The organism is Kitasatospora sp. NPDC059722, from assembly GCF_042733235.1.
In the GTDB taxonomy this organism is placed as follows: Bacteria; Actinomycetota; Actinomycetes; order Streptomycetales; family Streptomycetaceae; genus Kitasatospora.
This window is the reverse complement of sequence record NZ_JBHWGD010000006.1, coordinates 38,404-61,167: the sequence shown is the minus strand read 5'-3', so window position 1 is coordinate 61,167 and position 22,764 is coordinate 38,404. Positions and strand designations below refer to the sequence as shown.

Annotated in this window: 26 protein-coding genes; 9 read left to right on the top strand and 17 right to left on the bottom strand. The window is 73.4% G+C overall.

The genetic code is table 11. The features are described 5' to 3' along the window. Positions 1–87 precede the first annotated feature (87 nt). Entirely contained in the window at positions 88–423 is a 336-nt protein-coding gene (locus ACFV4F_RS05455) for a hypothetical protein (protein WP_380436317.1), read from the top strand. A 43-nt stretch (positions 424–466) separates the two neighbouring features. On the opposite strand, the gene ACFV4F_RS05450 is transcribed toward ACFV4F_RS05455, so the two are convergent. From ACFV4F_RS05450 to ACFV4F_RS05440, 3 genes are all read right to left on the bottom strand, one after another. Beyond that, positions 467–1,309: a hypothetical protein gene (locus tag ACFV4F_RS05450; RefSeq protein ID WP_380500537.1), complete on the bottom strand. Its 843-nt coding sequence runs from the start codon at positions 1,307–1,309 to the stop codon at positions 467–469. Between the two features lie 57 nt (positions 1,310–1,366). Further along, positions 1,367–1,603, bottom strand: coding sequence for a DUF6296 family protein (locus tag ACFV4F_RS05445; RefSeq protein WP_380436313.1), 237 nt, complete (start codon positions 1,601–1,603; stop codon positions 1,367–1,369). Between the two features lie 73 nt (positions 1,604–1,676). After that, complete coding sequence (locus ACFV4F_RS05440) at positions 1,677–1,916, bottom strand: DUF2277 domain-containing protein (RefSeq protein WP_380500536.1); 240 nt, start codon at positions 1,914–1,916, stop codon at positions 1,677–1,679. A 214-nt stretch (positions 1,917–2,130) separates the two neighbouring features. On the opposite strand from ACFV4F_RS05440, the gene ACFV4F_RS05435 reads away from it, so the two are divergent. Then, positions 2,131–3,351: an MFS transporter gene (locus ACFV4F_RS05435; protein WP_380436309.1), complete on the top strand. Its 1,221-nt coding sequence runs from the start codon at positions 2,131–2,133 to the stop codon at positions 3,349–3,351. Here ACFV4F_RS05435 and ACFV4F_RS05430 read toward each other — a convergent pair. Further along, positions 3,348–3,878, bottom strand: coding sequence for a gamma carbonic anhydrase family protein (locus tag ACFV4F_RS05430; RefSeq protein WP_380500535.1), 531 nt, complete (start codon positions 3,876–3,878; stop codon positions 3,348–3,350). The genes ACFV4F_RS05435 and ACFV4F_RS05430 overlap by 4 nt on opposite strands. Before the next feature lie 178 nt (positions 3,879–4,056). Between ACFV4F_RS05430 and ACFV4F_RS05425 the strand changes: the two genes are divergently transcribed. Both ACFV4F_RS05425 and ACFV4F_RS05420 read left to right on the top strand, forming a co-directional pair. Further along, positions 4,057–4,611 (top strand): type II toxin-antitoxin system Phd/YefM family antitoxin, encoded by a 555-nt coding sequence (locus tag ACFV4F_RS05425; RefSeq protein ID WP_380500534.1) that lies wholly within the window; start codon positions 4,057–4,059, stop codon positions 4,609–4,611. Then, positions 4,608–5,006, top strand: coding sequence for a type II toxin-antitoxin system VapC family toxin (locus ACFV4F_RS05420; RefSeq protein WP_380500533.1), 399 nt, complete (start codon positions 4,608–4,610; stop codon positions 5,004–5,006). The genes ACFV4F_RS05425 and ACFV4F_RS05420 overlap by 4 nt, the downstream gene beginning before the upstream one ends. A gap of 78 nt (positions 5,007–5,084) precedes the next feature. On the opposite strand, the gene ACFV4F_RS05415 is transcribed toward ACFV4F_RS05420, so the two are convergent. Further along, complete coding sequence (locus tag ACFV4F_RS05415; protein WP_380436301.1) at positions 5,085–5,651, bottom strand: DJ-1/PfpI family protein; 567 nt, start codon at positions 5,649–5,651, stop codon at positions 5,085–5,087. Positions 5,652–5,860: 209 nt separating this feature from the next. Here ACFV4F_RS05415 and ACFV4F_RS05410 point away from each other — a divergent pair, with 209 nt between their 5' ends. Next, positions 5,861–6,409 carry an RBBP9/YdeN family alpha/beta hydrolase gene (locus ACFV4F_RS05410; RefSeq protein WP_380500532.1) on the top strand — a complete coding sequence of 183 codons (549 nt, stop codon included), beginning with the start codon at positions 5,861–5,863 and terminating at the stop codon, positions 6,407–6,409. A gap of 124 nt (positions 6,410–6,533) precedes the next feature. Beyond that, on the top strand, positions 6,534–7,109 hold the full coding sequence (locus ACFV4F_RS05405; protein WP_380500531.1) for a hypothetical protein: 576 nt from the start codon (positions 6,534–6,536) through the stop codon (positions 7,107–7,109). A gap of 85 nt (positions 7,110–7,194) precedes the next feature. Here the strand turns inward: ACFV4F_RS05405 and ACFV4F_RS05400 are convergent, their stop codons facing one another. Then, positions 7,195–9,447 carry a transglycosylase domain-containing protein gene (locus ACFV4F_RS05400; protein ID WP_380436295.1) on the bottom strand — a complete coding sequence of 751 codons (2,253 nt, stop codon included), beginning with the start codon at positions 9,445–9,447 and terminating at the stop codon, positions 7,195–7,197. Positions 9,448–9,628: 181 nt separating this feature from the next. Further along, entirely contained in the window at positions 9,629–11,122 is a 1,494-nt protein-coding gene (locus ACFV4F_RS05395) for an alpha/beta hydrolase (RefSeq protein WP_380500530.1), read from the bottom strand. Between the two features lie 195 nt (positions 11,123–11,317). Here ACFV4F_RS05395 and ACFV4F_RS05390 point away from each other — a divergent pair, with 195 nt between their 5' ends. Then, a complete protein-coding gene (locus ACFV4F_RS05390) occupies positions 11,318–12,616 on the top strand; it encodes a YibE/F family protein (protein WP_380500529.1) in 1,299 nt (432 codons plus the stop codon). A gap of 5 nt (positions 12,617–12,621) precedes the next feature. Here the strand turns inward: ACFV4F_RS05390 and ACFV4F_RS05385 are convergent, their stop codons facing one another. The 3 genes from ACFV4F_RS05385 to map all read right to left on the bottom strand — a co-directional run bounded on the left by ACFV4F_RS05385 (position 12,622) and on the right by map (position 14,652). Continuing rightward, positions 12,622–13,047 (bottom strand): acyl-CoA thioesterase, encoded by a 426-nt coding sequence (locus tag ACFV4F_RS05385; RefSeq protein ID WP_380500528.1) that lies wholly within the window; start codon positions 13,045–13,047, stop codon positions 12,622–12,624. Positions 13,048–13,106: 59 nt separating this feature from the next. Beyond that, positions 13,107–13,799 (bottom strand): HAD-IA family hydrolase, encoded by a 693-nt coding sequence (locus tag ACFV4F_RS05380; protein ID WP_380500527.1) that lies wholly within the window; start codon positions 13,797–13,799, stop codon positions 13,107–13,109. 85 nt (positions 13,800–13,884) lie between these two features. Beyond that, the gene (map, locus tag ACFV4F_RS05375; protein WP_380436285.1) at positions 13,885–14,652 is read right to left on the bottom strand and encodes a type I methionyl aminopeptidase; all 768 of its coding nucleotides are present in this window, start codon (positions 14,650–14,652) and stop codon (positions 13,885–13,887) included. A gap of 107 nt (positions 14,653–14,759) precedes the next feature. Here map and ACFV4F_RS05370 point away from each other — a divergent pair, with 107 nt between their 5' ends. Next, a complete protein-coding gene (locus tag ACFV4F_RS05370; protein WP_380500526.1) occupies positions 14,760–15,029 on the top strand; it encodes a helix-turn-helix domain-containing protein in 270 nt (89 codons plus the stop codon). Positions 15,030–15,093: 64 nt separating this feature from the next. Here ACFV4F_RS05370 and ACFV4F_RS05365 read toward each other — a convergent pair whose 3' ends face one another. The 6 genes from ACFV4F_RS05365 to ACFV4F_RS05340 form a co-directional block, all read right to left on the bottom strand. Then, the gene (locus tag ACFV4F_RS05365) at positions 15,094–16,488 is read right to left on the bottom strand and encodes an ABC transporter substrate-binding protein (protein ID WP_380500525.1); all 1,395 of its coding nucleotides are present in this window, start codon (positions 16,486–16,488) and stop codon (positions 15,094–15,096) included. Between the two features lie 44 nt (positions 16,489–16,532). Further along, positions 16,533–17,417 (bottom strand): carbohydrate ABC transporter permease, encoded by an 885-nt coding sequence (locus tag ACFV4F_RS05360; protein ID WP_380500524.1) that lies wholly within the window; start codon positions 17,415–17,417, stop codon positions 16,533–16,535. Next, positions 17,414–18,334 carry a carbohydrate ABC transporter permease gene (locus ACFV4F_RS05355; RefSeq protein ID WP_380436279.1) on the bottom strand — a complete coding sequence of 307 codons (921 nt, stop codon included), beginning with the start codon at positions 18,332–18,334 and terminating at the stop codon, positions 17,414–17,416. Before ACFV4F_RS05355 ends, ACFV4F_RS05360 begins: the two co-directional genes overlap by 4 nt. Before the next feature lie 405 nt (positions 18,335–18,739). Next, positions 18,740–19,501, bottom strand: a complete 762-nt coding sequence (locus ACFV4F_RS05350; protein WP_380500523.1) for an SDR family NAD(P)-dependent oxidoreductase — start codon at positions 19,499–19,501, stop codon at positions 18,740–18,742. Beyond that, positions 19,498–20,961: an MFS transporter gene (locus tag ACFV4F_RS05345; protein WP_380500522.1), complete on the bottom strand. Its 1,464-nt coding sequence runs from the start codon at positions 20,959–20,961 to the stop codon at positions 19,498–19,500. The genes ACFV4F_RS05350 and ACFV4F_RS05345 overlap by 4 nt, the downstream gene beginning before the upstream one ends. A 130-nt stretch (positions 20,962–21,091) precedes the next feature. Then, a complete protein-coding gene (locus ACFV4F_RS05340; RefSeq protein WP_380436271.1) occupies positions 21,092–21,673 on the bottom strand; it encodes a TetR/AcrR family transcriptional regulator in 582 nt (193 codons plus the stop codon). Positions 21,674–21,893: 220 nt separating this feature from the next. On the opposite strand from ACFV4F_RS05340, the gene ACFV4F_RS05335 reads away from it, so the two are divergent. Beyond that, positions 21,894–22,379 (top strand): DoxX family protein, encoded by a 486-nt coding sequence (locus tag ACFV4F_RS05335; protein WP_380500521.1) that lies wholly within the window; start codon positions 21,894–21,896, stop codon positions 22,377–22,379. A 26-nt stretch (positions 22,380–22,405) separates the two neighbouring features. Here the strand turns inward: ACFV4F_RS05335 and ACFV4F_RS05330 are convergent, their stop codons facing one another. Next, complete coding sequence (locus ACFV4F_RS05330; protein ID WP_380436267.1) at positions 22,406–22,711, bottom strand: MTH1187 family thiamine-binding protein; 306 nt, start codon at positions 22,709–22,711, stop codon at positions 22,406–22,408. Between the last annotated feature and the right edge of the window lie 53 nt (positions 22,712–22,764).

The window sequence follows — 22,764 nt, the reverse complement described above, 5'->3', positions numbered from 1 at the left end:
GAGGCCGCCCGGACGTCCCGGGCGGCCTCCGGCTACCGCTGGTGTCGCTCCCGGACGGGCGGCCGACCGGCGGGGGAGGATAGGCGCATGACCGAGCACACTCAGGGCGGCGGGCGGGTCCAGCCGCCCGCGGACCCGCGCGCTTCGTGGGCGACCTGGACCACGCAGTCGATCATCAGCGGGCCCGGCGGGGTCACCACCGCCGAGGTCGGGCCGATCTCCGGCGACCTCACCGTGCACACCACGTGGGTGGACGGCGAGGCCCGGCTGACCGTCCAGTACACCGGCGCGCTGGACTGGTACACGGTGTCCGGCAGCCCCGTCCCGGCGGCGGACGAGACGACCGCGCGGGCGATCCACCAGGCGATGGTCAACGGCGTCAAGGCCGGCCGCGGCGCCGCGGCACCGCCCGTCGCGGGGTAGCCGGGCAGCGGGGAGCCGGCCAGCGGGGTAGCCGGGCAGTCGGCTACCGCGCGGCGGCGTCCCAGTAGGAGGCGTCCGCCGGACGGCGCCGGCGCAGGTCCTCGCGGACCTCGCCGGCCAGCCGTCGGGTGTCGCGCCGGTTCACGGTGGCACCGATGCCCGCGCCGACCAGCAGCGGCGTCACCGAGGGCAGCCGGCGCAGCGAGCTGCGGGTCAGCCGGCGCCGGACCTGCTGGCGCACCTCCGCGCCGAGCGCCAGCGCGGCGAAGCCCGCCGGGCGGGCCAGCAGCGTGGCGTCGACGCCCCGGCGGTTGGCCCACGCGGAGAGGTAGGCGGTGGCCCGCTGGGTGACGCTCCCGGTCGCCGGGACGCCGTAGACCTCGTGCAGCTCGGCGATCAGCTTGACCTCCACGGCCGCCACGGCGAGCGTCTCGGCCGCGATCTCCACCGGCATCGCGGGCGGCACCGGCAGCATCGCCGCCGCGCCGACACTCGCTCCGAGCGCGCCCGACGCCCTGGTCGCGCCGAGCACCAGCAGGTCGGCGAGCTGCTCGGGGTCGGCGGCGCCGGGGTGCTGGGCCCGCAGCGTGGCCAGGCTGCGGACCGGGATGCGCGGCGCGGCCCGCACGAGCTGCTCGGTGAGCGCCCGGCCGCCGATCGCGGCGCCCTTGGCGGCGGCGCGGCCACCCGTGCCGAGCCGCCGGGCGACGCCGCGCACCAGGGACCGGCCGCGGCCGCCCTCCGCCCGGTACTCGGCCACCTGCCACTCGCCGACCGGCCGCTCGGCCTCCTCGACCAGGCCGGCGAGCTCGTCCGCGAGCTGCTCGGGGACGGCGGCACCGGGCTCGGAGCGGTCCGAACGGCCGGGCTTGCGGAAGATTGCCATGCACATCCGCTACCCGGTCCGGGCGGGTGCTAGTCGGTTCGTCGCGCCCTCCGGCCCTTATGGCAGCGGCTCGGCGTGCACCGGGAGGTGCGGGGACTGGTGACCGCCGCTGGCGAGCATGCGGACCTCGCCGGCGTCGCTGATCTCGGCCCGGACGATGCCGCTCGCGTCCTCGTACACCGGATGGCCGCCCGGGCCCGTCGCGCTCGTGCGCGCGACCACGACCACGTCCTGCGGCGCCTGGGTGCCGGGGGTGCCGGGGAAGGTGAGTGCGTAACGTGTGGGCGGGTTCATCACCGACCTCCTCCTGGTACCTGTACGCCCTGCCCGCGTCCCGGGGCCGTCTCCCGGCCCGGTGGGCGGCGGTCTACGCGGTGGCCTCGGCCGTGGCCCGGGCGGAAGCGCCGCGGACCTCCAGTTCGTCGAGCAGCCGGGCGGTCGCCTCGGTGACCGCCTCGACGGCCCGGTCGAAGGCCTCCCGGTTGTGCGCGGCCGGGGCGCGGAACCCGGACACCTTCCGGACGTACTGCAGCGCGGCGGCGCGGAAGTCGTCCTCGTCGGCGTCGGGAGTCACGGGGGGTCGCAGCGTCTTGATGTTGCGGCACATGCCCCCAGTCTCCCGCGCGGGCGGCCCGCTGGCGAGCCCTTCCGACGAGCCCGTGACGTCACCCGGCGTGTCCGCCCCGGCCGGCCGCCTCCGCACCACCCCGCGTCACCGGCCCGTCATGATCGGCTTACGGGACCGTCACCCGGGCGGATTAGGATGCCGGACGAACGAATGCGCCCCGATCCGTCCGCACTTCTCCCCCGGAGCCACCCCCTTGCCTCTCGCGCTGGTCGCCCTGGCCGTCACCGCGTTCGCCATCGGCACCACCGAGTTCGCCGCCATGGGGCTCCTCCCCCAGGTGGCGGACAGCCTGCACGTCTCGATCCCCCAGGCCGGCTGGCTGATCTCCGCGTACGCCGTCGGCGTCGTGATCGGCGCTCCGCTGCTCACCGCGCTCGCCGCCGGACGCCCGCGCAAGGCGGTGCTGGTCGCCCTCGCCGGGGTCTTCGCCACCGGCAACCTGCTGTGCGCGCTCGCCCCCGACTTCTGGACGCTCGCCGCCGCCCGGCTCGTCACCGGGCTGCCGCACGGCGCGTTCTTCGGCGCCGGAGCGGTGGCCGCCGCCGAACTGGTCGCCCCCGACAAGAAGGCCCGCGCGGTCGCCGTCATGTTCTCCGGCCTGACCGTCGCCAACATCGTCGGCGTGCCCGCCGCGACCCTGCTCGGGCAGCACCTCGGCTGGCGGGCGACGATGCTCGTCGTCGTCCTCATCGCCGCCGCCGGCACGCTCGCCATCGCCCGCCTCGTACCGCACCTGCCCTCCCCCGCCCAGTCCGGGCTCCGGCACGAGCTGCGCGCCTTCCGCAGCGGGCAGCTGTGGCTGGCGCTGGCCACCGTCGTCTTCGGGTGCGGCGGGTTCTTCGCGTGCTACAGCTACATCACGCCGCTGCTCACCGAGGTCTCCGGGTACGCCACCGGGTCCGTGACGCTGGTGCTCGCGCTGTTCGGCGTCGGAATGACGATCGGCAACGTGCTGGGCGGCTTCGCCGCCGACCGGGCGCTGCGGCCGACCGTCTGCGCGGCGTTCCTGCTGCTGGCCGCCGCGCTCGGCCTCTTCGCGGTGACCGCGCACGCGGAGTGGTCGGCGGCCGTGACCGTCGTGCTGATCGGGCTGTTCGGCTTCGCGATCGTGCCGGCCGTGCAGACCCTCGTCATGCAGAAGGCGCGCAGTGCGCCGACGCTGGCCTCGGCGACCGTGCAGGGCGCGTTCAACCTGGCCAACGCCCAGGGCGCGTACTTCGGCGGCCTCGCGCTGGACGCCGGCCTCGGCTGGACCTCGCCGACCCTCGTCGGCGCCGGGCTCGCGGCGTCGGGCGCGGTGGTCGCGCTGCTCGCGTGGGCCGCCGACCGGCGCCGGCCCGCGGACGGTGCGCCCGCGGCGCCGGTGCCGGCCGGGGAGGCCCGGGAGGCCGCGGCCGTCTGGGGCACGCCTTAGCCGACGGGCTCGATGTCCCGGTGGGCGTCGGCCAGGAGCTGGTAGCCGGCGCCGTTGAACTTGATCCCGGCCCGCTCGTCCTCGGTCAGCTCGCGCCGGACCTTCGCGGGCACGCCGGCGACCAGCGAACCCGGCGGCACCTGCATCCCCTGCGGCACCACGGCACCGGCCGCGACCAGCGAACCGGCACCGATCCGGGCGCCGTTGAGGACGGTGGCGTTCATCCCGACCAGGACGTCGTCCTCGACGGTGCAGCCGTGCAGCACCGCGTTGTGCCCGACGGAGATCCGCTCACCGATCACCAGCGGGAAGCCCGGGTCGGCGTGCAGGGTGCAGTTGTCCTGGATGTTGCTGCCCGCGCCGACCGCGATGGCTTCGGCGTCGCCGCGCAGCACCGCGCCGTACCAGACGCTCGCCCCGGCGGCGACGGTCACGTCCCCGACCACGACGGCGTTGGGCGCGACGAACGCCCCGGGATCGACGGCGGGCACCCTGCCCCCGACGGCGGCGATCAGCGGCTCTGCCATGTCTCGTCCTCCTGCTGACGATCAACTGCTCTCTCGCCGGTCACCGTAGGACGTCGGCCGACGGCACCGGAAGAGGGGTCCGTCCCAGCGACCGCCGCCTGTCCCGCAACCGGCAGCCGCATCCCCCGTTTGGGCGACTTTGCATCGGAATGGCCGAGGCGAGTTGTAAAGTCTTTACATGACCACCGCTCCGCACGACCGGTCAGAGGTTCCGGCCACCGTGCCCACGGTGGCGCTGGCCGATGCCCGCGCCGAGCTCTCGAAGATCGTCACTCTGGCCGAACACACCGGCCGCATCACCGCCATCACGCGCTACGGCAAGCCCGTCGCCGCAGTCGTGCCGGCCGCGTTGCTCCACCTGCTGTCCGGCGCCCACATCGGGCCTCGCCCCATGGCGGCCACGGACATCGAGCGGATCGCCGCTCGGGCCCGGTCCGCGGACACCCAACCCTCCAGCGACGACATCCGCACGGTCATGGACGACGTCAAGGCCGACAGTCCCGATCCCCATGCCGTCGCAGCCCCCGCCGACTTGCGGGAAGAACGCGTACGCGCCATCGCCGAGGCGCTCAGCGAATGGATCGACACTCCGCTCTCCGCCGTCATCGGCGTGCACCGGCCGCGCGCCGAGCCGCCCGTTGACAGCGAGCCCGGAGCCGCTGACAGCGAGCCGACCATAGGTGACGTGCTGGAAGCCCTGGCCATCCGAATCAGCCGCGAGGCAGCGGAGTGATCGTCATCGATGCCAGCGCGACCGTCGAATTACTGGTCGGCACCGGACCCACCGCCGACCGCGTACGGGAGCGCCTCATCGGCGAGGACGTGTACGCCCCGGCACACCTCGACCACGAGGTCAGTCGTGTGATCTGCCGCCTGTGGCAGAAGCACCTGCTCGCCGAGGCCGACGCAACCGCTGCGGTCAACGATCTGGACGCCCTCGACGTCCAGCGCATCCCGATTCCCGGGCTGCTCCAGCGGGCTTGGTCGCTGCGGGACAACACCTACGTGGGTGACGCGTTCTACATCGCGCTCGCCGAGACGTTGCTCTGCCCGCTACTCACGACCGACGCGAAGATGGCAGGTGTCCCTGGGATCACGTGCCTCGTGGAGCACGTCCCAAAGGTCTGACATCGCACGGTACTTGCCCCATCCGGCCCCATCCGGCCGCGCCCCCGGGGTGGGGCGGGGGCGCGGCGGGGGCGCAGGTCAGGAGGCGGGGGCCTTCGTGCGGAGGACCTCGATGAAGGCGCGGAGCCAGGCGGGGTGGTCGGGCCAGGCGCGGGCGGAGACGACCACGCCGTCCACGACGGCCTCGGCGTCGACGAACTCGGCGCCCGCGGCCTTCACGTCCGGGGCGAGCGCGGGGTAGGCGGAGCTGCGGCGGCCGGCGAGGTCGCCGGTGGCGGCGCTGATCAGCGGGCCGTGGCAGATCTGCGCGACCGGCTTGTCGCCCGCGAAGAAGTGGCGGACGATGCGCTGCACCTCGGGGTCGTTGCGCAGGTACTCGGGGGCCCGGCCGCCGGGGATCACGAGCGCCACGTAGTCGGCCGGGTCGACGTCGGCGAAGGCGACGTCCGCGGGCCAGGTGTAGCCCGATTTCTCCGTATAGGTGTCGAATCCGTCGACGAAGTCGTGCACGACGAACTGGAGGCGCTTCTTCGTCGGCGCCGCGATGTCGACCTGGTAGCCCTCCTCGCGCAGCCGCTGGTACGGGTAGAGCACCTCCAGCGACTCGGCGGCGTCCCCGGTGACGAGCAGGATCTTCGATGTCATCGCCGACATCCCTCCGTGTGATCGATCGTCAGGCACGAAACGGGCCGCGGGCCCGGTACAACCTCCCGCACCCGCCGCGGCGTTCGCAACAGGGCGCACCGGGTGAACTGCGGCGCGTGACGGTTCTCGCGCGCCCCGAAAGGGCCGTGCGCGCCGGGCCCTGGCCGTCCTAGACTCCTCACCGCACGAACCACGTTCCAAGGAGTCACATGTCGGACCGCACCACCTACCTCGTCCTGGCGGGCTACGAGAACTCGGGGCCCGAGCACTGGCAGACCCGGTGGGAAGAGGCCGAGCCGGAGGCGTTCCGTCGGGTCCAGCAGGCCGACTGGGACCGGCCGGAGGCCGGGGACTGGGTGGCCCGGGTGGACGCCGCGGTCGCGGAGGCCGCGGCGGCGGGGCCCGTGGTGCTCGTCGCGCACAGCCTCGGCTGCATCACGGCGGCGCGCTGGGTGGCCGGTGCCGCCGCGGAGCGGACGGCCGCCGTGCGGGGTGCGCTGCTGGTCGCGCCCGCCGACATCGACAACGCCGACGTCCCGGTGCTGGCCGGCTTCCGCCCGGTGGCGCTGGCGCCGTTCCCGTTCCCCGCGGTGGTGGTCGCCAGCACCGACGACCCGTGGGTGACGACCGATCGGGCGCGGGAGTTCGCCGGGGCGTGGGGTGCCCGGCTCGTCGAGGCCGGGGCCCACGGGCACCTCAACTCGGCGGCCGGACTGGGAGACTGGCCGGCGGGCCGGGCACTGCTCGCCGAGCTCTGACGGCAGCGGGCCACCAAAGACGGGCAACCGAAGACGGGCAACGACACCGAGGCTCCCCCTCCGGGAGCCCTCGCACCGACGACCGGGGGGACGACGGGGGATGCGCGGACGAGTCACGCCGCGGATGCGGCGCACACTGGTGCGGGCGCTCGCGGGCGCCGGGCTGGCGGCCGTCCTGCTCTACACCGTGGGGCAGTGGGAGAGCCGCTCCGGCGGCCGGATGCAGGTCGCCGACCTGCTGAACCGGCCCGAGGCGCTGCTCGGCGCGGCGCTGGCCGCGATGATCGGCGCCGCGTGGCTGGCCGACCGGCGCAGTGCCGTGCGGTCGGCCACCCGGGCGGTCACGGTCACCGCCGGGGTGGTGTTCCTGCTCGGCGCGGTCGCCGTGCACAAGGTGTCGGCGGCGGAGACGCGCAGCCGCGAGAGCGCCCCGGCGGGGGCCGAGCGGGCGCTCGTCGTGGTGCACCGCTCGTACGGGACGGGGCCGGAGCCGGGCGAGCACTGGCAGGTGCTGCTGGAGTCCGGCAGCGGCTGGGACGCCCGCCGCTGGACGCTGGCCGACGTCGGCGGTGCGCCGGGCGACGGGCGGCTGGTGCAGGCGAGTTGGACGGGCCGGGACCGGATCACCATCGTGACGGACGCCTACCAGCGGGTGTTCACCGTCGACCCGGACACCGGCGATCCGGTGGAGGCGCGGTAGGCGAACGGACGGAGGGCCCCGCAGGAGCGTTCCTGCGGGGCCCTCCGTCCGTCGTCCGCCATCTGCCGTCCGCCGTCCGCCCGGCTCAGCCGTCGTCGGAGTGGTCGGGTGTGGGCGTGCCGTGCGGGCGTCCGGGGCCCTGGGTCGTGCCGCCGGGGCTGCCGGAGGCGGACGGGCTGCCGCTCGGGCCGGCCGGGTCGCGCTTGGGCGGCGGGTCCGGGATGTAGACGGTCGTGAAGTCGTCCTCCGGCATGGACTTCACCGCGTCGCTCATCGCCTGCCGCCAGATCGGCCCGGGGCCGGTCGCGCCGAAGACCTCCTCCTGGTAGTGGCCGCCGATCCGGATGTTCTTCATCGGCACCTTGGTGCCCGGGCTGCCCAGCCACACCGAGCCGGCCAGGTTGCCGGTGTAGCCGGTGAACCAGGCCGACTTCTTCTCGTCGGTGGTGCCGGTCTTGCCGGCGATCTGGCGGCCGTCGTCGAGGCCGAGGTCCTTGCCGGTGCCCTTCTCGGTCACGCCGAGGAGCACGGTGTTGACGACGTCCGCGGTGTTCTGGGACATCACCTGGTCGCACTTGGCGGGGGGCACGGGGACGTCCTTGCCGTCGACCGTCGAGATCCGGGTGATCGCGGCCGGCGCGCAGTACCTCCCGCGGGCGGCGAAGGTCGCGTACACGTTGGCCATGGTCAGCGGGCTGACCTCCTGCGTGCCGAGGCCGATCGCGGGCACCTCCTGGAGCGCCTCGCCGCTGGCCTTGGCCGTCACGCCCAGCTTGTTGGCCATCTGCTTGACGGCGCAGAGGCCGATCTCCTGCTCCATCTGCACGAAGTAGGTGTTGACCGACTTGGCCATGGCCTCCTTGAGCTCGTAGGGGCCGACCTCGCTCGCGCTCTCGTTCGGGATGGTGCCTTCCTTCTTGCCCTTGCTCAGGTTCTTCCACGTGCCGTTGCAGGTCGACATCGTCGGCCAGTCCATCCGGTTCGGCGCCGAGTAGGACTGGGTGGGCGGCAGCCCCGCCTCCAGGGCGGCGGCGGCCACGATGGGCTTGAAGTTGGAGCCGGGCTGGAAGCCGATGCCGCCGCCCATCACCGCGTCGACGTTGTAGTTGACGACGGTCTCGTTCTTCTCCTTCGCGAGGCCGTACGGGCGGGTCTGGGCCATCGCGAGGATGTCGCCGGTGCCGGGTTCGACCATCGTCATCGCCGCCGAGACCGGGTCGGTCACGTACACCAGGTCGGAAACGGCCTTCTGGGCGGCGGCCTGCTTCTCCGGGTCCATGGTGGTGAAGATGTTGAGGCCGCCCTGGTCCCACAGCTTCTTGCGGTCGGCGGCGCTCTTGCCGAACGCCGGGTCCTGCTTGACGACGTGGCGCACGTAGTCGCAGAAGAAGCCCATGCCCGCCCTGGCGGTGATGCAGCCGTTCTGCGGGTCGCGGTAGTTGAGGCCGAGCGGCGCGGCCTTGGCCTCCCGGGCCTGATCGGCGGTGATGTGCTTGTTCTCCACCATCTTGTCGATGACGGTGTCCCGGCGCTTCTGCGCGGCCACCGGGTGGAGCTTGGGGTCGTACTGGGACGGGTTCTGCACCAGCCCGGCGAGCATGGCCGCCTCGGGGAGGGTGAGGTCCTTGGCGTCCTTGGCGAAGTAGCGCTGGGAGGCGGCCTCGATGCCGTACGCCTGGTGCCCGTAGAAGGTGATGTTCAGGTAGTTGGTGAGGATCTGGTCCTTGGTCAGGTCCTCCTCCAGCTTGATGGCGTACTTGAGTTCCTGGATCTTGCGGCCGAGCGTCTTGCGCTGGGCCTCGGCGACCGCGACCGGGTCGTCGCCGGCCTTCTCGACGTTGACGTTCTTCACGTACTGCTGGGTGAGCGTGGAGGCGCCCTGGACGGTGGCGCCGCTCTCCGCGTTCTTGGTGATGGCCCGCAGGATGCCCTTGAGGTCGACGGCGCCGTGCTCGTAGAAGCGGGCGTCCTCGATGTCCACCTGGGCATGTCTGATCAGCGGTGACATCTGCTCGGCCGGGATGACCGTGCGGTCCCGCTCGTAGACCTTGGCGATCAGGCCGCCCTTGGCGTCGAAGATCTGCGTCGCCTGCGTCAGTGGAGGCGTCTTGAAGTCGTCGGGGATGCTCTCGAAGCTTTCCGCACCGTTCTTCGCACCCAGCCCGATCGCGCCGGCCCCGGGGAGCACGATCCCCGCGAGCAGGACGCCACCGAGCACACTGCTGCCGAGGAACGTGGCCGTGTGCCCGACCAGCCCGAGCGGGGTTTCCCGGCGCCGGGGTCGTGGCACCCACGTGTCGCCGGGGTCCGGGGCAGGTATGCGGCTCTTCCGTGACATAGCTGGAACACTACGGCCACGAAAAGCCGCTGAGGAGCGGGTGTTGGCCAAGCTTTGTCACAAAACCGCGACAGGTTCGACTCATTCGAGACGATCGGTCACACGTCCGGGCGGAGGCCGGGGCGATCACTCACGGTTTGTCGGCCCCCGCCCGGTTTGGCACGCGTGGATCATGTGCGCGTCATCCGGCCGGGCAGGTCACGTCCTCGGCGGGGAGCCGCCCGCTGAGCAGGAACGCGGTGACGGCCGCGTCGCCGCAGGCGTTGCCGTTGGCGGCGTACGCGTCGTGGCCGCCCGAGTCGATCGACACCATGCGGGCTCGGGGGCCGAACGCCTTACGGAGCTTCAGGGCACCCTGGTAGGGGGTGGCGGGGTCGCGGAGGTTCTGGGCGAGGAGCACGTTCGCCGGGCCGCGGGAGGTGACGCGGGTCGGCGGCTCGGCGGGCTTGAACGGCCAGAACGCGCACGGCATGACGTTGACGGGCATGCCGGCGGTGAGCGGGCGGGCGGCGCGCTCGGCGGCGGTGTCCCGGGCGTACGCCGCGGGGTCGGTGGGCCACGCGACGTCGTTGCACAGGGTGCCGACCGAGACGGCGATGGTGTTCTGGACGGCCTGCTCGGGCGGCGTGACCGGGGCCGGCAGCGGACGGCGCCCGAGACCGGCCAGCATCAGCCGGGCCAGGTCGGGGAACTTGGCGTCCGCGTAGAGGCTCTGCAGCATCGTCTCGCGCAGCACGTTGCCGTTCAGCTCGGCCGGGTTGGCGCCGGGCCAGGTCAGCGGCGCGCGGTCCAGGCGGGCGGCGAGGTCGAGGAAGAGCGGGCGGACCTCCTCGGGGCTGTCCGCGACGCGGTCCGGGTTCCCGGGCGCCGAGGCCCACTTGGCGAAGTCGGGGAACCGGTCCTCCGCACCGGGGCCGAAGTTGGCGAGCCAGCCGCGCTCGACGCGGGACGGGTCCGGGTCGTCGTTGCTGTCGAGGACGACCCGGTCGGTGCGCCCGGGGAACATCGTGGCGTAGACGGCGCCCGCGTACGTGCCGTACGACGTGCCCCACGCGGAAAGCCGGCGCTCGCCGAGGGCCTGGCGGACGCGGTCGATGTCGCGGGCCTCGTTGCGGGTGGAGATGCTGCGCAGCACCGGGCCGCCGTTGCGGGCGCAGGTCTCGGCGACCCGGCGGGCGGTGGCGAGGTTCTCGTCGATCGAACCGTCGGCGGCGGGCCAGGGGCGCAGCTTGACCATCGCGAGGTCGGGCGTGTCCAGGCCGCAGCCGACGGGCGTCGAGCGGCCGACGCCGCGCGGGTCGAAGCCGACCAGGTCGAAGCGGTCGAGGACGGACTGCGGCAGGTGCCGGGCCGCGCTCGTCGGGAGGTTCAGGCCGGAGCCGCCGGGCCCGCCGGGGATGGTGAGCAGCACGCCGTGGCGCTCGTCCGGCTTGGCGGCGCGGATCCGGGAGACGGCGAGCGTGATCTGCTCGCCGTGCGGATCGGCGTAGTCCAGCGGGACGGTGACGGTGGCGCACTGCTGGCGGGGGTCGACGGTGCCCTGGCAGGAGGTCCAGGCGAGGCCCTGGCCCGGACGGTCGGCGGCTGCGGCCGCGGCGGGCAGGGCGGTGAGGGAGAGCGCGGCCACCGCGGCGACGGCGGCGGCCCGCTTGAGGTTCGACTTCGTGTTCGGCATGGTCAGAATTCTTCGCCGGAACGCCACTTGACCCCATCCGGCCAACCGGCCGGTCCCCGGTAGGGTAATCCCCCGCCCGGCCGCTGCGGCACGCCCACGGGTTGGTCACTGCGGTGGTCCGGCCGGTCCGGCGCCGATGATTTCGGGGGGCTGCGGCGGACCTTGGCAGCCGCGCGACCGCTGAGGAGGCGTGAGGTGGACGAGGGGACGCACGAGCACGACGACGGGCAGGAAGGTCACCAGGACGGGCACGGCAAGGAGCACGGGCACGGCGGGGCCGGGGCCGCGGCGCACGGGCACGGGCACTCCCACGGACCGGCGGCGCCCGTCTCCGCCCGCCTGCGCCGGATCATCGCCGCCGTGCTCATCCCGTTCGCGCTGGCCGTCCTGGCCGGTCTCGTGGTGCTGTGGCCCGGCGGCGTGCCGTCGCACCCGCGCACCGGGGTCGGGTTCGACCAGCAGGTCCGGCACGGCCGGGTGACCAGGGTGCAGGAACTGCCGTGCAGCGCGGTCAACCCGGCCGACCAGGGCACCTGCCGGCAGGACACCGTCGAGGTGACCACCGGTCCGGACAAGGGCCGCACCTTCGCCGTCGTCGTGCACCCGGGCGAGCCGCGGCAGTACGACGTGGGCGAGGAAGTCGTCCTCACGTACGCGCCGGACGCTCCGCCGGACCTCCAGTACAGCGTGGTCGACGTCGACCGGAACCTGCCGATGGGGGTGCTCGCGGGCGTCTTCGCGGTGGCCGTGGTCGCCGTCGGGCGGTGGCGCGGGCTGGCCGCGCTGGTCGCGCTCGCGATCAGCTTCGCGGTGCTGTCGCTGTTCATCCTGCCGGCCGTCCTGCGCGGCTCGGACCCGCTGCTGGTGGCCATCGTCGGGGCGAGCGCGATCATGCTGATCGCGCTCTACCTGTGCCACGGGCTCTCCGCCCGGACGTCGGTCGCGGTGCTCGGCACGCTCGTCTCGCTCGTCCTGATCGGCGTGCTGAGCCTGGTGTTCGCCTCCTGGGCGCACCTGACCGGCAACACGTCTGAGGAGACCGGGCTGGTCCACGACCTGTACCCGGGCATCCAGATCCGCGGCCTGCTGCTGGCCGGGTTCGTCATCGGCTCGCTCGGCGTGCTCTTCGACGTGACGGTCACCCAGACCTCGGCGATCTGGGAGCTGCACGCGGCCGACCCCGGCATGGGTGTGCGCAAGCTCTACCGGACGGGCATGCGGATCGGCCGCGACCACATCGCGTCCACCGTCAACACCCTGGTGCTCGCGTACGCGGGCGCGGCGCTGCCGCTGCTCCTGCTGTTCTCGATCGCGCACCGCAACGTGATCGACGTGGCGACGAGCGAGCTGGTCGCCGAGGAGATCGCGCGGACCCTCGTCGGCAGCATCGGGCTCGTCGCCTCCGTGCCGGTGACCACCGCGCTGGCCGCGCTGATCGCCGCGGCCGACCACCCGGGGGCGGCGGCGCGCGGCGGTCGGCACCGGCACGCGTAGGGGCTCTACAGGCCCAGCAGCACCGGGTCGGAGGCGGCGGCGCGCAGCGCCTCGCGGGGGTCGGCGACCAGCCGGCGCTCCGTCAGATCGAGGATGCCGCCGACACCGGTGACCTCGGCCGCGACGACGCCGTCGGTGCGGGTGATGCGCTGCACCACCTGGAAGGTCTTGCCGTCGCGCCACACGAACGCGCAGCTCACGTCGACGGTGTCGCCGGCGCGCAGCTCGCGCAGGTACCTGACGGTCGTCTCCAGCACCACCGGGCCGACCCCCTTGGCGACCAGCTCGGCCTGGCGGATGCCGGCAGCCAGGAGGTACTCCCAGCGGGCGTGCTCGGCGTACTGGAGGTAGACGGACTGGTTGAGGTGGCCCTGGGTGTCGGTCTCGTACCCGCGGACCGTCACCCGCGTCGTGAAGTCGTGATCGGTCATGGTCGGCACGCTACTCCGGGGGCCGGCGGGGCCACCGTGTGGTGTCGGTCACCAGGGGCTCACGGGAGGAGGTCGAGGAGCGGGGCGAGGGCGGCCGGGCGGCGGTCGACCGGCAGGTGGTCGACGGGGTGGAACGCGCAGCCGAGGGCCGTCGCGCCGCCGTCGCAGGTGCGGTCGTCGCCGACCATCAGGACGTCGGCCGGCGCGAGGCCGAGCCGTGCGCAGGCCGCTTCGAAGATGACCGGGTCCGGCTTCTGCGCGCCGACCTCGACGGACAGGACGTAGACGTCGACGAGCTCGTCCAGGCCGTGCGCGCGGAAGACCGGGCGCAGGTCCCAGCCGATGTTGCTGACCACGGCCACCGGGACGCCGCGGCGGCGCAGCTCGCGCAGCGTCGGTTCGGCGTCGGGGTAGGGCTGCCAGCTGGCCGGGGCCATGTGCGTGTCGTAGAGGGTGTCGACGTCGAGCCCGGCGGGCGGCTCGGCGGCGCGGGCCAGCGCGGTGTACGCGCTCCGGTGCAGCTCGGCGCTCAAGTCCCGGACGTCCCAGGCCTCCTGGACGTCCGCCGGGATCCGCCGGGGCGCCACGCCGCCCGGCAGGGCGCCGAACTCCTCCAGGCGGGCGACCAGTTCGGCCCGCTCCCGGTCGGTCAGCGCCGGGCCGGCGGCGGCCGTGTGGGCGTCGAGCCACCGGGCGGTGGAGACGACGCGGAAGAGCGTCCCGGAGAAGTCGAACATCACGCCTTTGGTCACGCCGCCGAGACTACCGGGCACCGGGGGCGGGCTCGCCGGCGTCCGGCGGTTCGACGGCGGACGTTCAGCGGACGGACATGTCGCCCTACGGGAGGGTGAGGATCCGCGGGCCGTCCTCGGTGATGGCGACGGTGTGTTCGATGTGGGCGGCGCGGGCGCCGTCCGTGGTGCGGAGCGTCCAGCCGTCGGGGTCGGTGGCGTAGTCGTCCCGGCCGCCGGCGATGAGCATGGGCTCGATGGCCAGCACCAGGCCCGGGCGCAGCGGGTAGCCCCGGCCTGGGCGGCCCTCGTTGGGCACGTGCGGGTCCTCGTGCATGCGGCGTCCGATGCCGTGGCCGCCGTAGCCGTCCAGCAGGCCGTAGCGGGCGCTCCGGGCGACGGTGCCGACGGCGTGCCCGATGTCGCCGGTGCGGTTGCCCGCGACGGCGGCGGCGATCCCGGCCTCCAGGGCGCGGCGGGTGGTGTCGATCAGCGCGGTGTCCTCGGGCCGGGCGGTGCCGACGGTGAAGCTGACGGCCGCGTCGCCCGCCCAGCCGTCGAGGAGAGCGCCGCAGTCGATGCTGACGAGGTCGCCGTCGCGCAGCCGGTAGCCGTCGGGGATCCCGTGGACGACGGCGTCGTTCACCGAGGCGCAGATGACGGCCGGGAACGGGACGGACGCGAAGGAGGGCCGGTACCCGAGGAACGGCGAGGTGGCCCCGGCCGCCCGCAGCACTCCTCGCGCGATCTCGTCCAGCTCCAGCAGGCTCACCCCGACCGCCGCTTCGGCCTGCATGGCGGCGTGGGCATTGGCGACGACGCGGCCGGCTTCGCGCATCGCGGCGAGGGCGGCGTCGGACTTGATCTCGACCATGGGGGTGGGGCGTCCTCTCGGAATCCAATTCTTATACCGGTATTTGTATCACGGTCGAGGGCGGGAAAGGGACACCTCTCCGCCCGGGAAGGCTTAGGATCGGCAGCATGGTGAGGACTCCGCTGACCCCGTGGGAGCGCGAGCGCGGCGAGCGCTTCGGGGCGTTGCTGCGCGAGGCGCGCGGCACGCGCAGCATGGTCGAGGTGGCCGCGTCGGCGGGGATCTCGGCGGAGACGCTGCGCAAGATCGAGACCGGCCGGGCGCCGACGCCGTCGTTCTTCACGATCGCCGCGCTCGCCTACGCGCTCGACCTCTCGCTCGACGAGATCGCCGCGGCCTGCGCGCTGCCGGAGGACGGCGAGGCGCTGTCGGCGTGAACGCGGACGCCCGCCCGGGCGCAGGTGCACCGGGCGGGCGTCGCCTTCGGATCGACGGAGGGCGTCAGCCGACCGAGCTGTTGTAGCTGTCGATCGCCGGCTGCAGCTCCTTGGCCGCGTCGGCGAGCGCCTGCTGCGCCGTCTTCGAGCCCTTGATCGTCTGCTCGATGGCCGTCTCGACGCCCTTGCGCGCCTGCGGCATCACACCGAGCAGGCAGCCGGCCGTGGCCGGGGTCGGCTTGGTGGCCTTCAGCTGGTCGATGGCGGTCTGGAACTGCGGGTACTTGGCCACCCACTCCTTGTCCTTGGGGTCGTCCAGGGACTTGGTGTTCACCGGGAAGTAGCCGGTGCCGCTGTGCCAGGCGGCCTGCTGCTCCGGCGAGGTCAGGAACTTCTCGAACTCCCAGGAGGCGCGCTTCTCGGCGTCCGAGTGGCCGGGACCGCTGATCCACAGCGAGGCGCCGCCGATCACCGGGCCGCCCTGGTCGCCCGCGGCGACCTTCGGGAAGGCGGCGGTGCCCACGGTGAACTTGGCCGCCTGGGTGTAGCCGCTCAGGACGCCGGTGGACTCCAGGTGCATCGCGACGGTGCCGGCCTTGAACGCGGCCTGGGCGTCGTCGGTGTTGCGCCCGGTGTTGGCCGCGTAGCCGTTCTTGACCAGGTCGGCCCACCACTGGACGATCTGCGCGCCCTGGGCGGAGTCGAAGACGACCTTGCCGGCCTTGTTGCTGCGCCCGTTGTCCTGGTCGCAGTACATCGTGCCGGACTCGGCCAGCAGCTGCTCGACGAACCAGCCGTAGATGGCGGCGCCGAAGCCGTAGCGCACCGTCTGGCCGCTCGCGTCCTTCTTGGTCAGCTTCTGCGCGAGGTCGCCGAGTTCGGCGAGGTTCGTCGGCGGCTTGGCCGGGTCGAGGCCGGCCTCCTTGAAGGCGTCGGTGTTCAGGTAGAGCAGCGGCATCGAGGAGTTGAACGGCATGCTCTGGAGCTTGCCGCCGGCCGAGTAGTAGTTGCGGATGTTCGGGTCGAGGTCGGCGAGCGAGTAGCCGTCCTTGTCCGCGAAGGCCTGGGCGGGGACCGTCTGCTTGGAGTCGATCATGAAGCGGGTCCCGATGTCGTAGACCTGCACGACGGCGGGGGTGCCCTTCTGCTGCACCGCGGCCTTGTACTTGGCGACCAGGTCGTCGTACTTGCCCTGGAACTCCGCCTTGACCTCGATCTTGCCCTGGTGGGCCGCGTTGAACTGGCTCACCAGGCCGTTCAGCACGTCGGCGTTCTTGCCGGTCATCGAGTGCCAGAACTCGACGGTGGTGACGCCGGATGCCTGGTCGAGGGCCTGGGCGCCGGGGGCCGCCGCGTCACCGGAGCCGCCGGAGCCCGACGTCGAGCCGCTGGAGCTGCAGGCGGTCAGGGACAGGCCGGCCACCAGCAGGGCCGCGAGCGCGCGTGCACTCTTCTTCACGGGGGTTCTCTCTCTGTGGGGTGCGGGAGGGACGGACGAGCTGATCAGCGCACGGCGCCCGCGGTCAGGCCGCGGACGATGAACCGCTGGCCGAAGACCACCAGGGCGAGGGTCGGCAGCAGCGAGAGGACGACGCCGGCGAGGATCAGGCCGGGGTCGGACATCTCGGAGTCGCGCAGCGAGGTCAGACCGATCTGCAGCGTCTGCATGTTCGCCGTGCGGGTGATGATGAGCGGCCAGAAGTACTGGTTCCAGGCGGACAGGAACACGTAGATCGACAACGCCGCCAGGGCCGGCTTGTTGAGCGGGACGGCGATCTTCCACAGGAAGCGCCAGTGGCCGGCGCCGTCGATCCGGGCCGCGTCGCGCAGCTCGGCGGGCAGTTGGCGGAACGACTGCCGCAGCATGAACGTGCCGAAGCCGGAGGCGAGGAAGGGCAGCACCAGGCCGAAGTAGGTGTTGCCGAGGCCCCAGTCCGACAGCGTCAGGTAGTTGGGGATGATGATGGCCTCCCAGGGGACCATCAGCGTCGCCAGGAACACCCCGAACACCACGGCCCGCGCCCGGATCGGCAGGAAGACGAAGGCGTACGCGGCCAGGATCGAGGTGAACAGCTGGGCCAGGGTGATGGCCGTCGCCGTGATCGCCGAGTTGGCGTACTGGCGGGCCAGCGGGATGGTCTCGACGGCGCCGGAGAAGTTCCGCCCGGTGACGGAGTGGGGCACCAGCGCCGGCGGGTACGAGGAGAGTTCGGACGGGCCCATGAAGGCGCCGGCCACCGCGTAGTACACCGGGAAGGCCACGGTGACGACGGCGACGGCGAGCACCAGGTAGACGGCGGCGCGGGCGAGCAGCTCGCGCGGGGACCGGCCGGCCAGGACGCCCGTGCGGCGACGGGGCTCGGCGGCCTCCGTGACGACAGTGGTCATGCGTAGTGCACCTTCCGCTCCAGGACGCCGAACTGGACGGCCGTGCAGGCGAGGACGACCAGGAGCAGCACGACGGCCTGCGCGCTCGCGGTGCCGAAGTCGCTGGAGCCGTACGCGAACGCCTTCTCGTACACGGAGTAGACGAGCGTGCGCGTGGCGCCGTCCGGACCGCCCTTGGTGAGGATGTGGATCTGGCCGAAGCTCTGCAGCGAGTGGACGGTGGAGACCACGGTGAGGAAGAACAGGTGCGGGCCGAGCATCGGCACGGTGATCGAACGGGCCAGCCGCAGGCCGGTCGCGCCGTCCAGCCGCGCCGCCTCCATGATCTCGCCGGGGATCGAGCCGACGCCGGCCGAGAGCACCAGGACGTTGTAGCCGAGGTTCATCCACACGGTCGTGGCGGCGACGGACACCAGCGCGTACCGGTCGTCGGTGAGCCAGCCCACCGGGCCGAGGCCGACGTGCGAGAGCAGACCGTTGATCACCCCGCTCGCGGGGTTGAAGAACACCGCGAAGACCACGGACGCGCTGGCCACCGAGAAGGCGAACGGCAGCGCGAACGCGGACCGCAGCAGCCGCACACCGCGGATCCGGTTCTCCAGGAGCAGCACCAGCACGAGCGCGCCGAGGACCCCGGGCACGACGGTGAGCAGCGTGAACAGGGCGGTGGTGACCAGTGTGCGGCCGAAGTCGGCGGAGCTCAGCAGGTCGGTGTAGTGCTGAAACCCGACGTAGCGGGAGGGCGCGCCGAACAGGTCGTTGGCGTGGGCGCTCAGGTAGAGGGTCCGCCCCAGCGGGTAGCCGATGAACAGGACGAAGACGGCCAGCGAGGGCAGCAGGAAGGCCCAGGCGAGGCCGTGTTCGCCCCAGCGGCGGCTGCGCCGCGGGTGGGGCGCGGGGTGCGGTGCGGTCGGCATGGGTGAGCGCGTCCGCCTTTCGTGATGTCGGTTCCGGCCGAAACCGTGTCCTGCCCGTGCGACGCGCCGGGAACCCTGCGGTGATCAACCGGTGACCACGGGATTACGCGTTCGCGTCAAATCCGGACGGTCGTGCGCGGAGCAGCGTTCGGGCCGTCGGTGGTGCGGCGTACGGTTCCCACGTGAACGACGAGATCTTCGACGTGCGGGCCGGAATGGCCGAAACCTTGCGGGGGCGGGAGGGTGCCTGGGCGTTCGTCAGGCCCGGCCGGACGCACTGGTGCTCGTGATCGAGGACGACATCATCGCGGCCAGGGCCCGTACGGAGGAAGCGTTGAACGCGCTTTGCGAATGCTGCGGCCCAACGGCCCGGCGTGGCCGGACCGTTGGGCCGTGGTGCGCTCGTCAGGCCGTGACGCCGCCGTCGAGGACGAGGTCGGCGCCGACGGTGTACCCGGCCTCGGGCGAGGCGAGGTAGAGGACCGCGGCGGCGGCCTCCTCGACCGAACCCGTCCGGCCCAGCGGGACGGCGTCCTTCATCCGCTCGGCCTTGTCCGCGGCGCTCTCCCCGGGGCGGGTGGACATCGTCGTCTCCACCGGGCCGGGGCTCACCAGGTTGATCCGCACGCCGTCCGCGATGTGGTCGCGGGCGGCGGCCCGGGTGATCGCGGTGACGGCGGCCTTGCTGGCGGCGTAGGCGCCGAGGCCCGCGACGCGCTGGTGCACGCCGATGTTGGAGGAGATGTTGACGATCGCGCCGCCGCCGTTGGCGCGCAGGTGGGCGATCTGGTGCTTCATCGCGAGGAAGGTGCCGGTCAGGTTGATGCCGATGACGCGGTCCCACTCGGCCTCGTCGATGTCGGCGACCGGGCCGGCGCCGCCGAACACGCCCGCGTTGTTGACAGCGACGTCCAGTGCGCCGAGGTGCTCGACGGTCTCACGGACCAGCCGGGCCGCGTCCGCGCCGTCCGTGACGTCGCCGGTGAGCGCGACGGCCTTGCCGCCCTCGCGCTCGATCAGCTCGACGGTCTCGGCGAGCGGGCCCCCGGTGCGGCCCGCGACGGCGACCCGGGCGCCCTCCCGGGCGAAGGCGAGCGCGACCGCGCGCCCGATGCCGGTGCCGCCTCCGGTGACGAGGACGGCGCGGTCGGCGAAGCGCTTGCTCATGACGTGAACTCCTTGATGTGGATCGTGCTTTCGGATGATGTGGCAGTGCGGGTGGTTCGGGTAGTTCGGGGGTTTCGGGTGGTGCGGGTGGTGCGGGTGGTGCGGGTGGTGCGGGGCAGCGTCGCGACCGCGGCGCCGGTGAGCGCCAGGGCGGCGGCGCCGGCCGCGAAGGCCGCCGCGTAGCCGCCGACGACGGTCGGCCGGGTGGCGGCGAGCGCCATCAGGGCGGCGACGCCGGCCGTGGGGCCGAGTTCCATCGCCGTGTTGAACAGGCCGGCGGCGAGGCCGGTCCGCTCGGGCGGCACCCCGCCGGTGGCGAGGACGGCCGCGCCGGCGAAGGCCGGTCCGGCCCCGGCGGGCAGGAGGAGCAGGCCGGGCAGCAGCCCGACGGCGTACCCGCTGCCGGGTGCGAGGCCGGCCAGCAGGGCGAGGCCCGTGGCCGCCACGGCCAGGCCGCCCGCGGTGACCGTGACGGCGCCGTACCGGGCCGTCAGCGGCGCGGCGCGGCGGCCGGCGAGCACCAGCACCGCCGCGTACGGGAGGAAGGCGGCCGAGGTGGCCAACACGTCCCAGTCGCGGACCTGTTGGAGGTAGAGGGCGAGCAGCAGGAAGGTCAGCGCGGTGCCGGTGGCGGTCACCATGACGGCGGCGAGCGCGGTGGCGCGGCGGCGGTCGGCCAGGAAGCCGGGCGGCAGCAGCGGGTCGACGGCGCGCCGTTCGGCAGCGGCGAAGGCGAGGAGCAGGACGAGCCCGGCGGCGAGCGGGGCGAGCACGACGGACGTGCCCCAGCCGTGGTCGGTGGACGCGACCAGACCGTAACTGGCCGCGCACACACCGGCGGTGGCGAGGACGGCACCCCGCAGGTCCAGGCCCGGCCCGGGCCCACGACCGGGCTCGGCGGGCGGCAGGCCACCGGAGCGCACCAGGGCCAGGGCCGCGACCAGCACGGGCACGGCGAACGGCCAGCGCCAGGACGCCCACGCCGTGACCACGCCCGAGACCAGGCTCCCCGCGGTCGCCCCGAGCACCGAGAGCCCGCCCCACGTCGCCGTCGCCCGGCGGTAGTCGGCGGCCCCGGGGTGCAGCGCCCGGACCACCGCGACCGCCGCCGGGGCGACCAGCGCCGCACCGGCACCCTGGCCGAACCGGCCCGCCAACAGCGCGGCGAAGCCGGGCGCGACGGCGCAGGCGGCGGAGGCCGCGCCGAACAGGGCGAGCCCGGCCCGTAACACGCGGCGCCCGCCGTACCGGTCGGCGAGCCGCCCGCCGAGCAGGAGCAGCGAGCTGAACGAGAGCCCGTAGGCCGCGCTCAGCACCAGCACGCCGGACGGGCCGAGCCCGAACTGCCGCGCCACCAAGGGCAGCGGGACGGTGAGGAGCATGAGCGTGAAGATCAGCGCGACCTGGACGGCGCCGAGCAGCGCGAAGCCTGTTCGCGCCGTTGCCATTGCCGCTGCCATTGCCGTTGCCTTCGCCGGAGCCCGAGAGCCCGGCATGGACAACCCCCTCATGACCACTCCCCCTATGTAGACCGTTCGGTTCAGAATAAGGACACAAAAAGGCCGCGCGGCCGCCACCCCGCGACCTCGGTCAGCCCAGCAGCACGAGCGCCTGCTCGGCGGCGTCCCGCACGCGCGCCGGCCCGTCCGCGACCTTGCCCATCACGCGCATGCCCTGCATCAGCACCATGAGCGTCCGCGCCAGCGCCCGGGGGTCGCGCCCCTCGGACAGCTCCCCCTGCGCCTCGGCGCGCACGAGCGCGGCGGTCAGCAGCGCCTCCAGGTGGCCGAGGCTCGCCTCCACCCGGCGCGCGGCCGACGGGTCGTGCGGCGCCAGTTCGACCGCCGTGTTGACGACGAAGCAGCCGCGCTCCCGCTCGCTCCCGGTGGATTCCGCCGCGTACCGACGGACCACCGCGCGGACCGCCGGCAGCACCGGCCCGGGCCGGGAGAGCTCGGCGAGCAGCACCGGGTCGGTCTGCTCGCCGTAGCGCTCCAGCGCGCGCAGGTACAGCTCGTGCTTGCTGCCGAACGTGGCGTACAGGCTCGCGCGGCCGATCCCGAGCCCCTCGACCAGGTCGGCCATGGACGTGGCCTCGTAGCCGCGCCGCCAGAACAGCTCCAGGGCCGCCTGCAGCGCCGCGTCCGGGTCGAATTCCTTCGTTCGCGCCATGGTGGAACGCTAAACCTTTCTGGACCGCTCGGTCAATATAGAAGTTTGCAAGGGGCTCGTCCGACTCTTCTCCTGCCGATCGACGGCCGGCCCGCGCGCCGGCCGACTTGACGGAATTCGCCAGAGCCGAGGGGAATCTGACGGACCATTGTCAAGTGGACTAGACCATAGCTACCCTTGCCGACCACCCCTCCTCCCCCACACCAGGAGGCGTTGCCCCATGTCCGTCCACTTCCCCACCACCCCGCGCGCCGTGACCGACACCGCCCGCCCGCTCGCCCTGGCGGCCTTCCGGGTCGTCGTCGGCCTGCTCTTCGCCTGCCACGGCGCCGCCTCCCTGTTCGGCGTCCTCGGCGGCGCCAAGGGCGGCGGCACCGTCCCGTTCGGCCAGTGGCCGGGCTGGTGGGCCGCCCTGATCCAGCTGGCCGGCGGCCTCCTCGTCGCGGTCGGCCTCGGCACCCGCTGGGCCGCGCTGCTCTGCTCCGGCTCGATGGCCTACGCCTACTTCACCGTCCACCAGCAGCACGCGCTGCTCCCGCTGCAGAACGGCGGCGAGCCGTCCGTCATGTTCTGCTGGGCGTTCCTCGCCATCGCCGCCATCGGCTCCGGCCCTTACGCCCTGGACCGGCTGCTGCCGGGCCGGACCCAGGCCGCCGACCACGCCACGGAGCCGGCGGCGGAGCGCGCCCGGGTGAGCCAGCCCTGACCGTTCTCCGCGAGGTGCCGGCCGGGCTAGGACCGCTCCCCCTCCGCGAGGTGCCGTTCGACGGACGCGACCTTGGCGGTGAGCCCGTCGGTGACGCCGGCCCGGTCGTCGATCTTGATGACCGTGCTCACCCGGCCGCTGTAGGCCTTCACCGCCTCGATCGCCGCCCTGATCACCGGCATCACCTCGTCCCACTCCCCCTCGACGCTGGTGAACATCGCGTCCGTGCGGTTGGGCAGCCCGCTCGCCCGCACGACGCGGACGGCGGCGGCGACCGCCTCCCCCACGTCCTCGCCGATGCCCAACGGGGTGACCGAAAACGCAGCGATCACGGCTGCACTCCTCTCGAACGGCACTGGTCGCGGTCCCCGGGCACCCCGGGGAC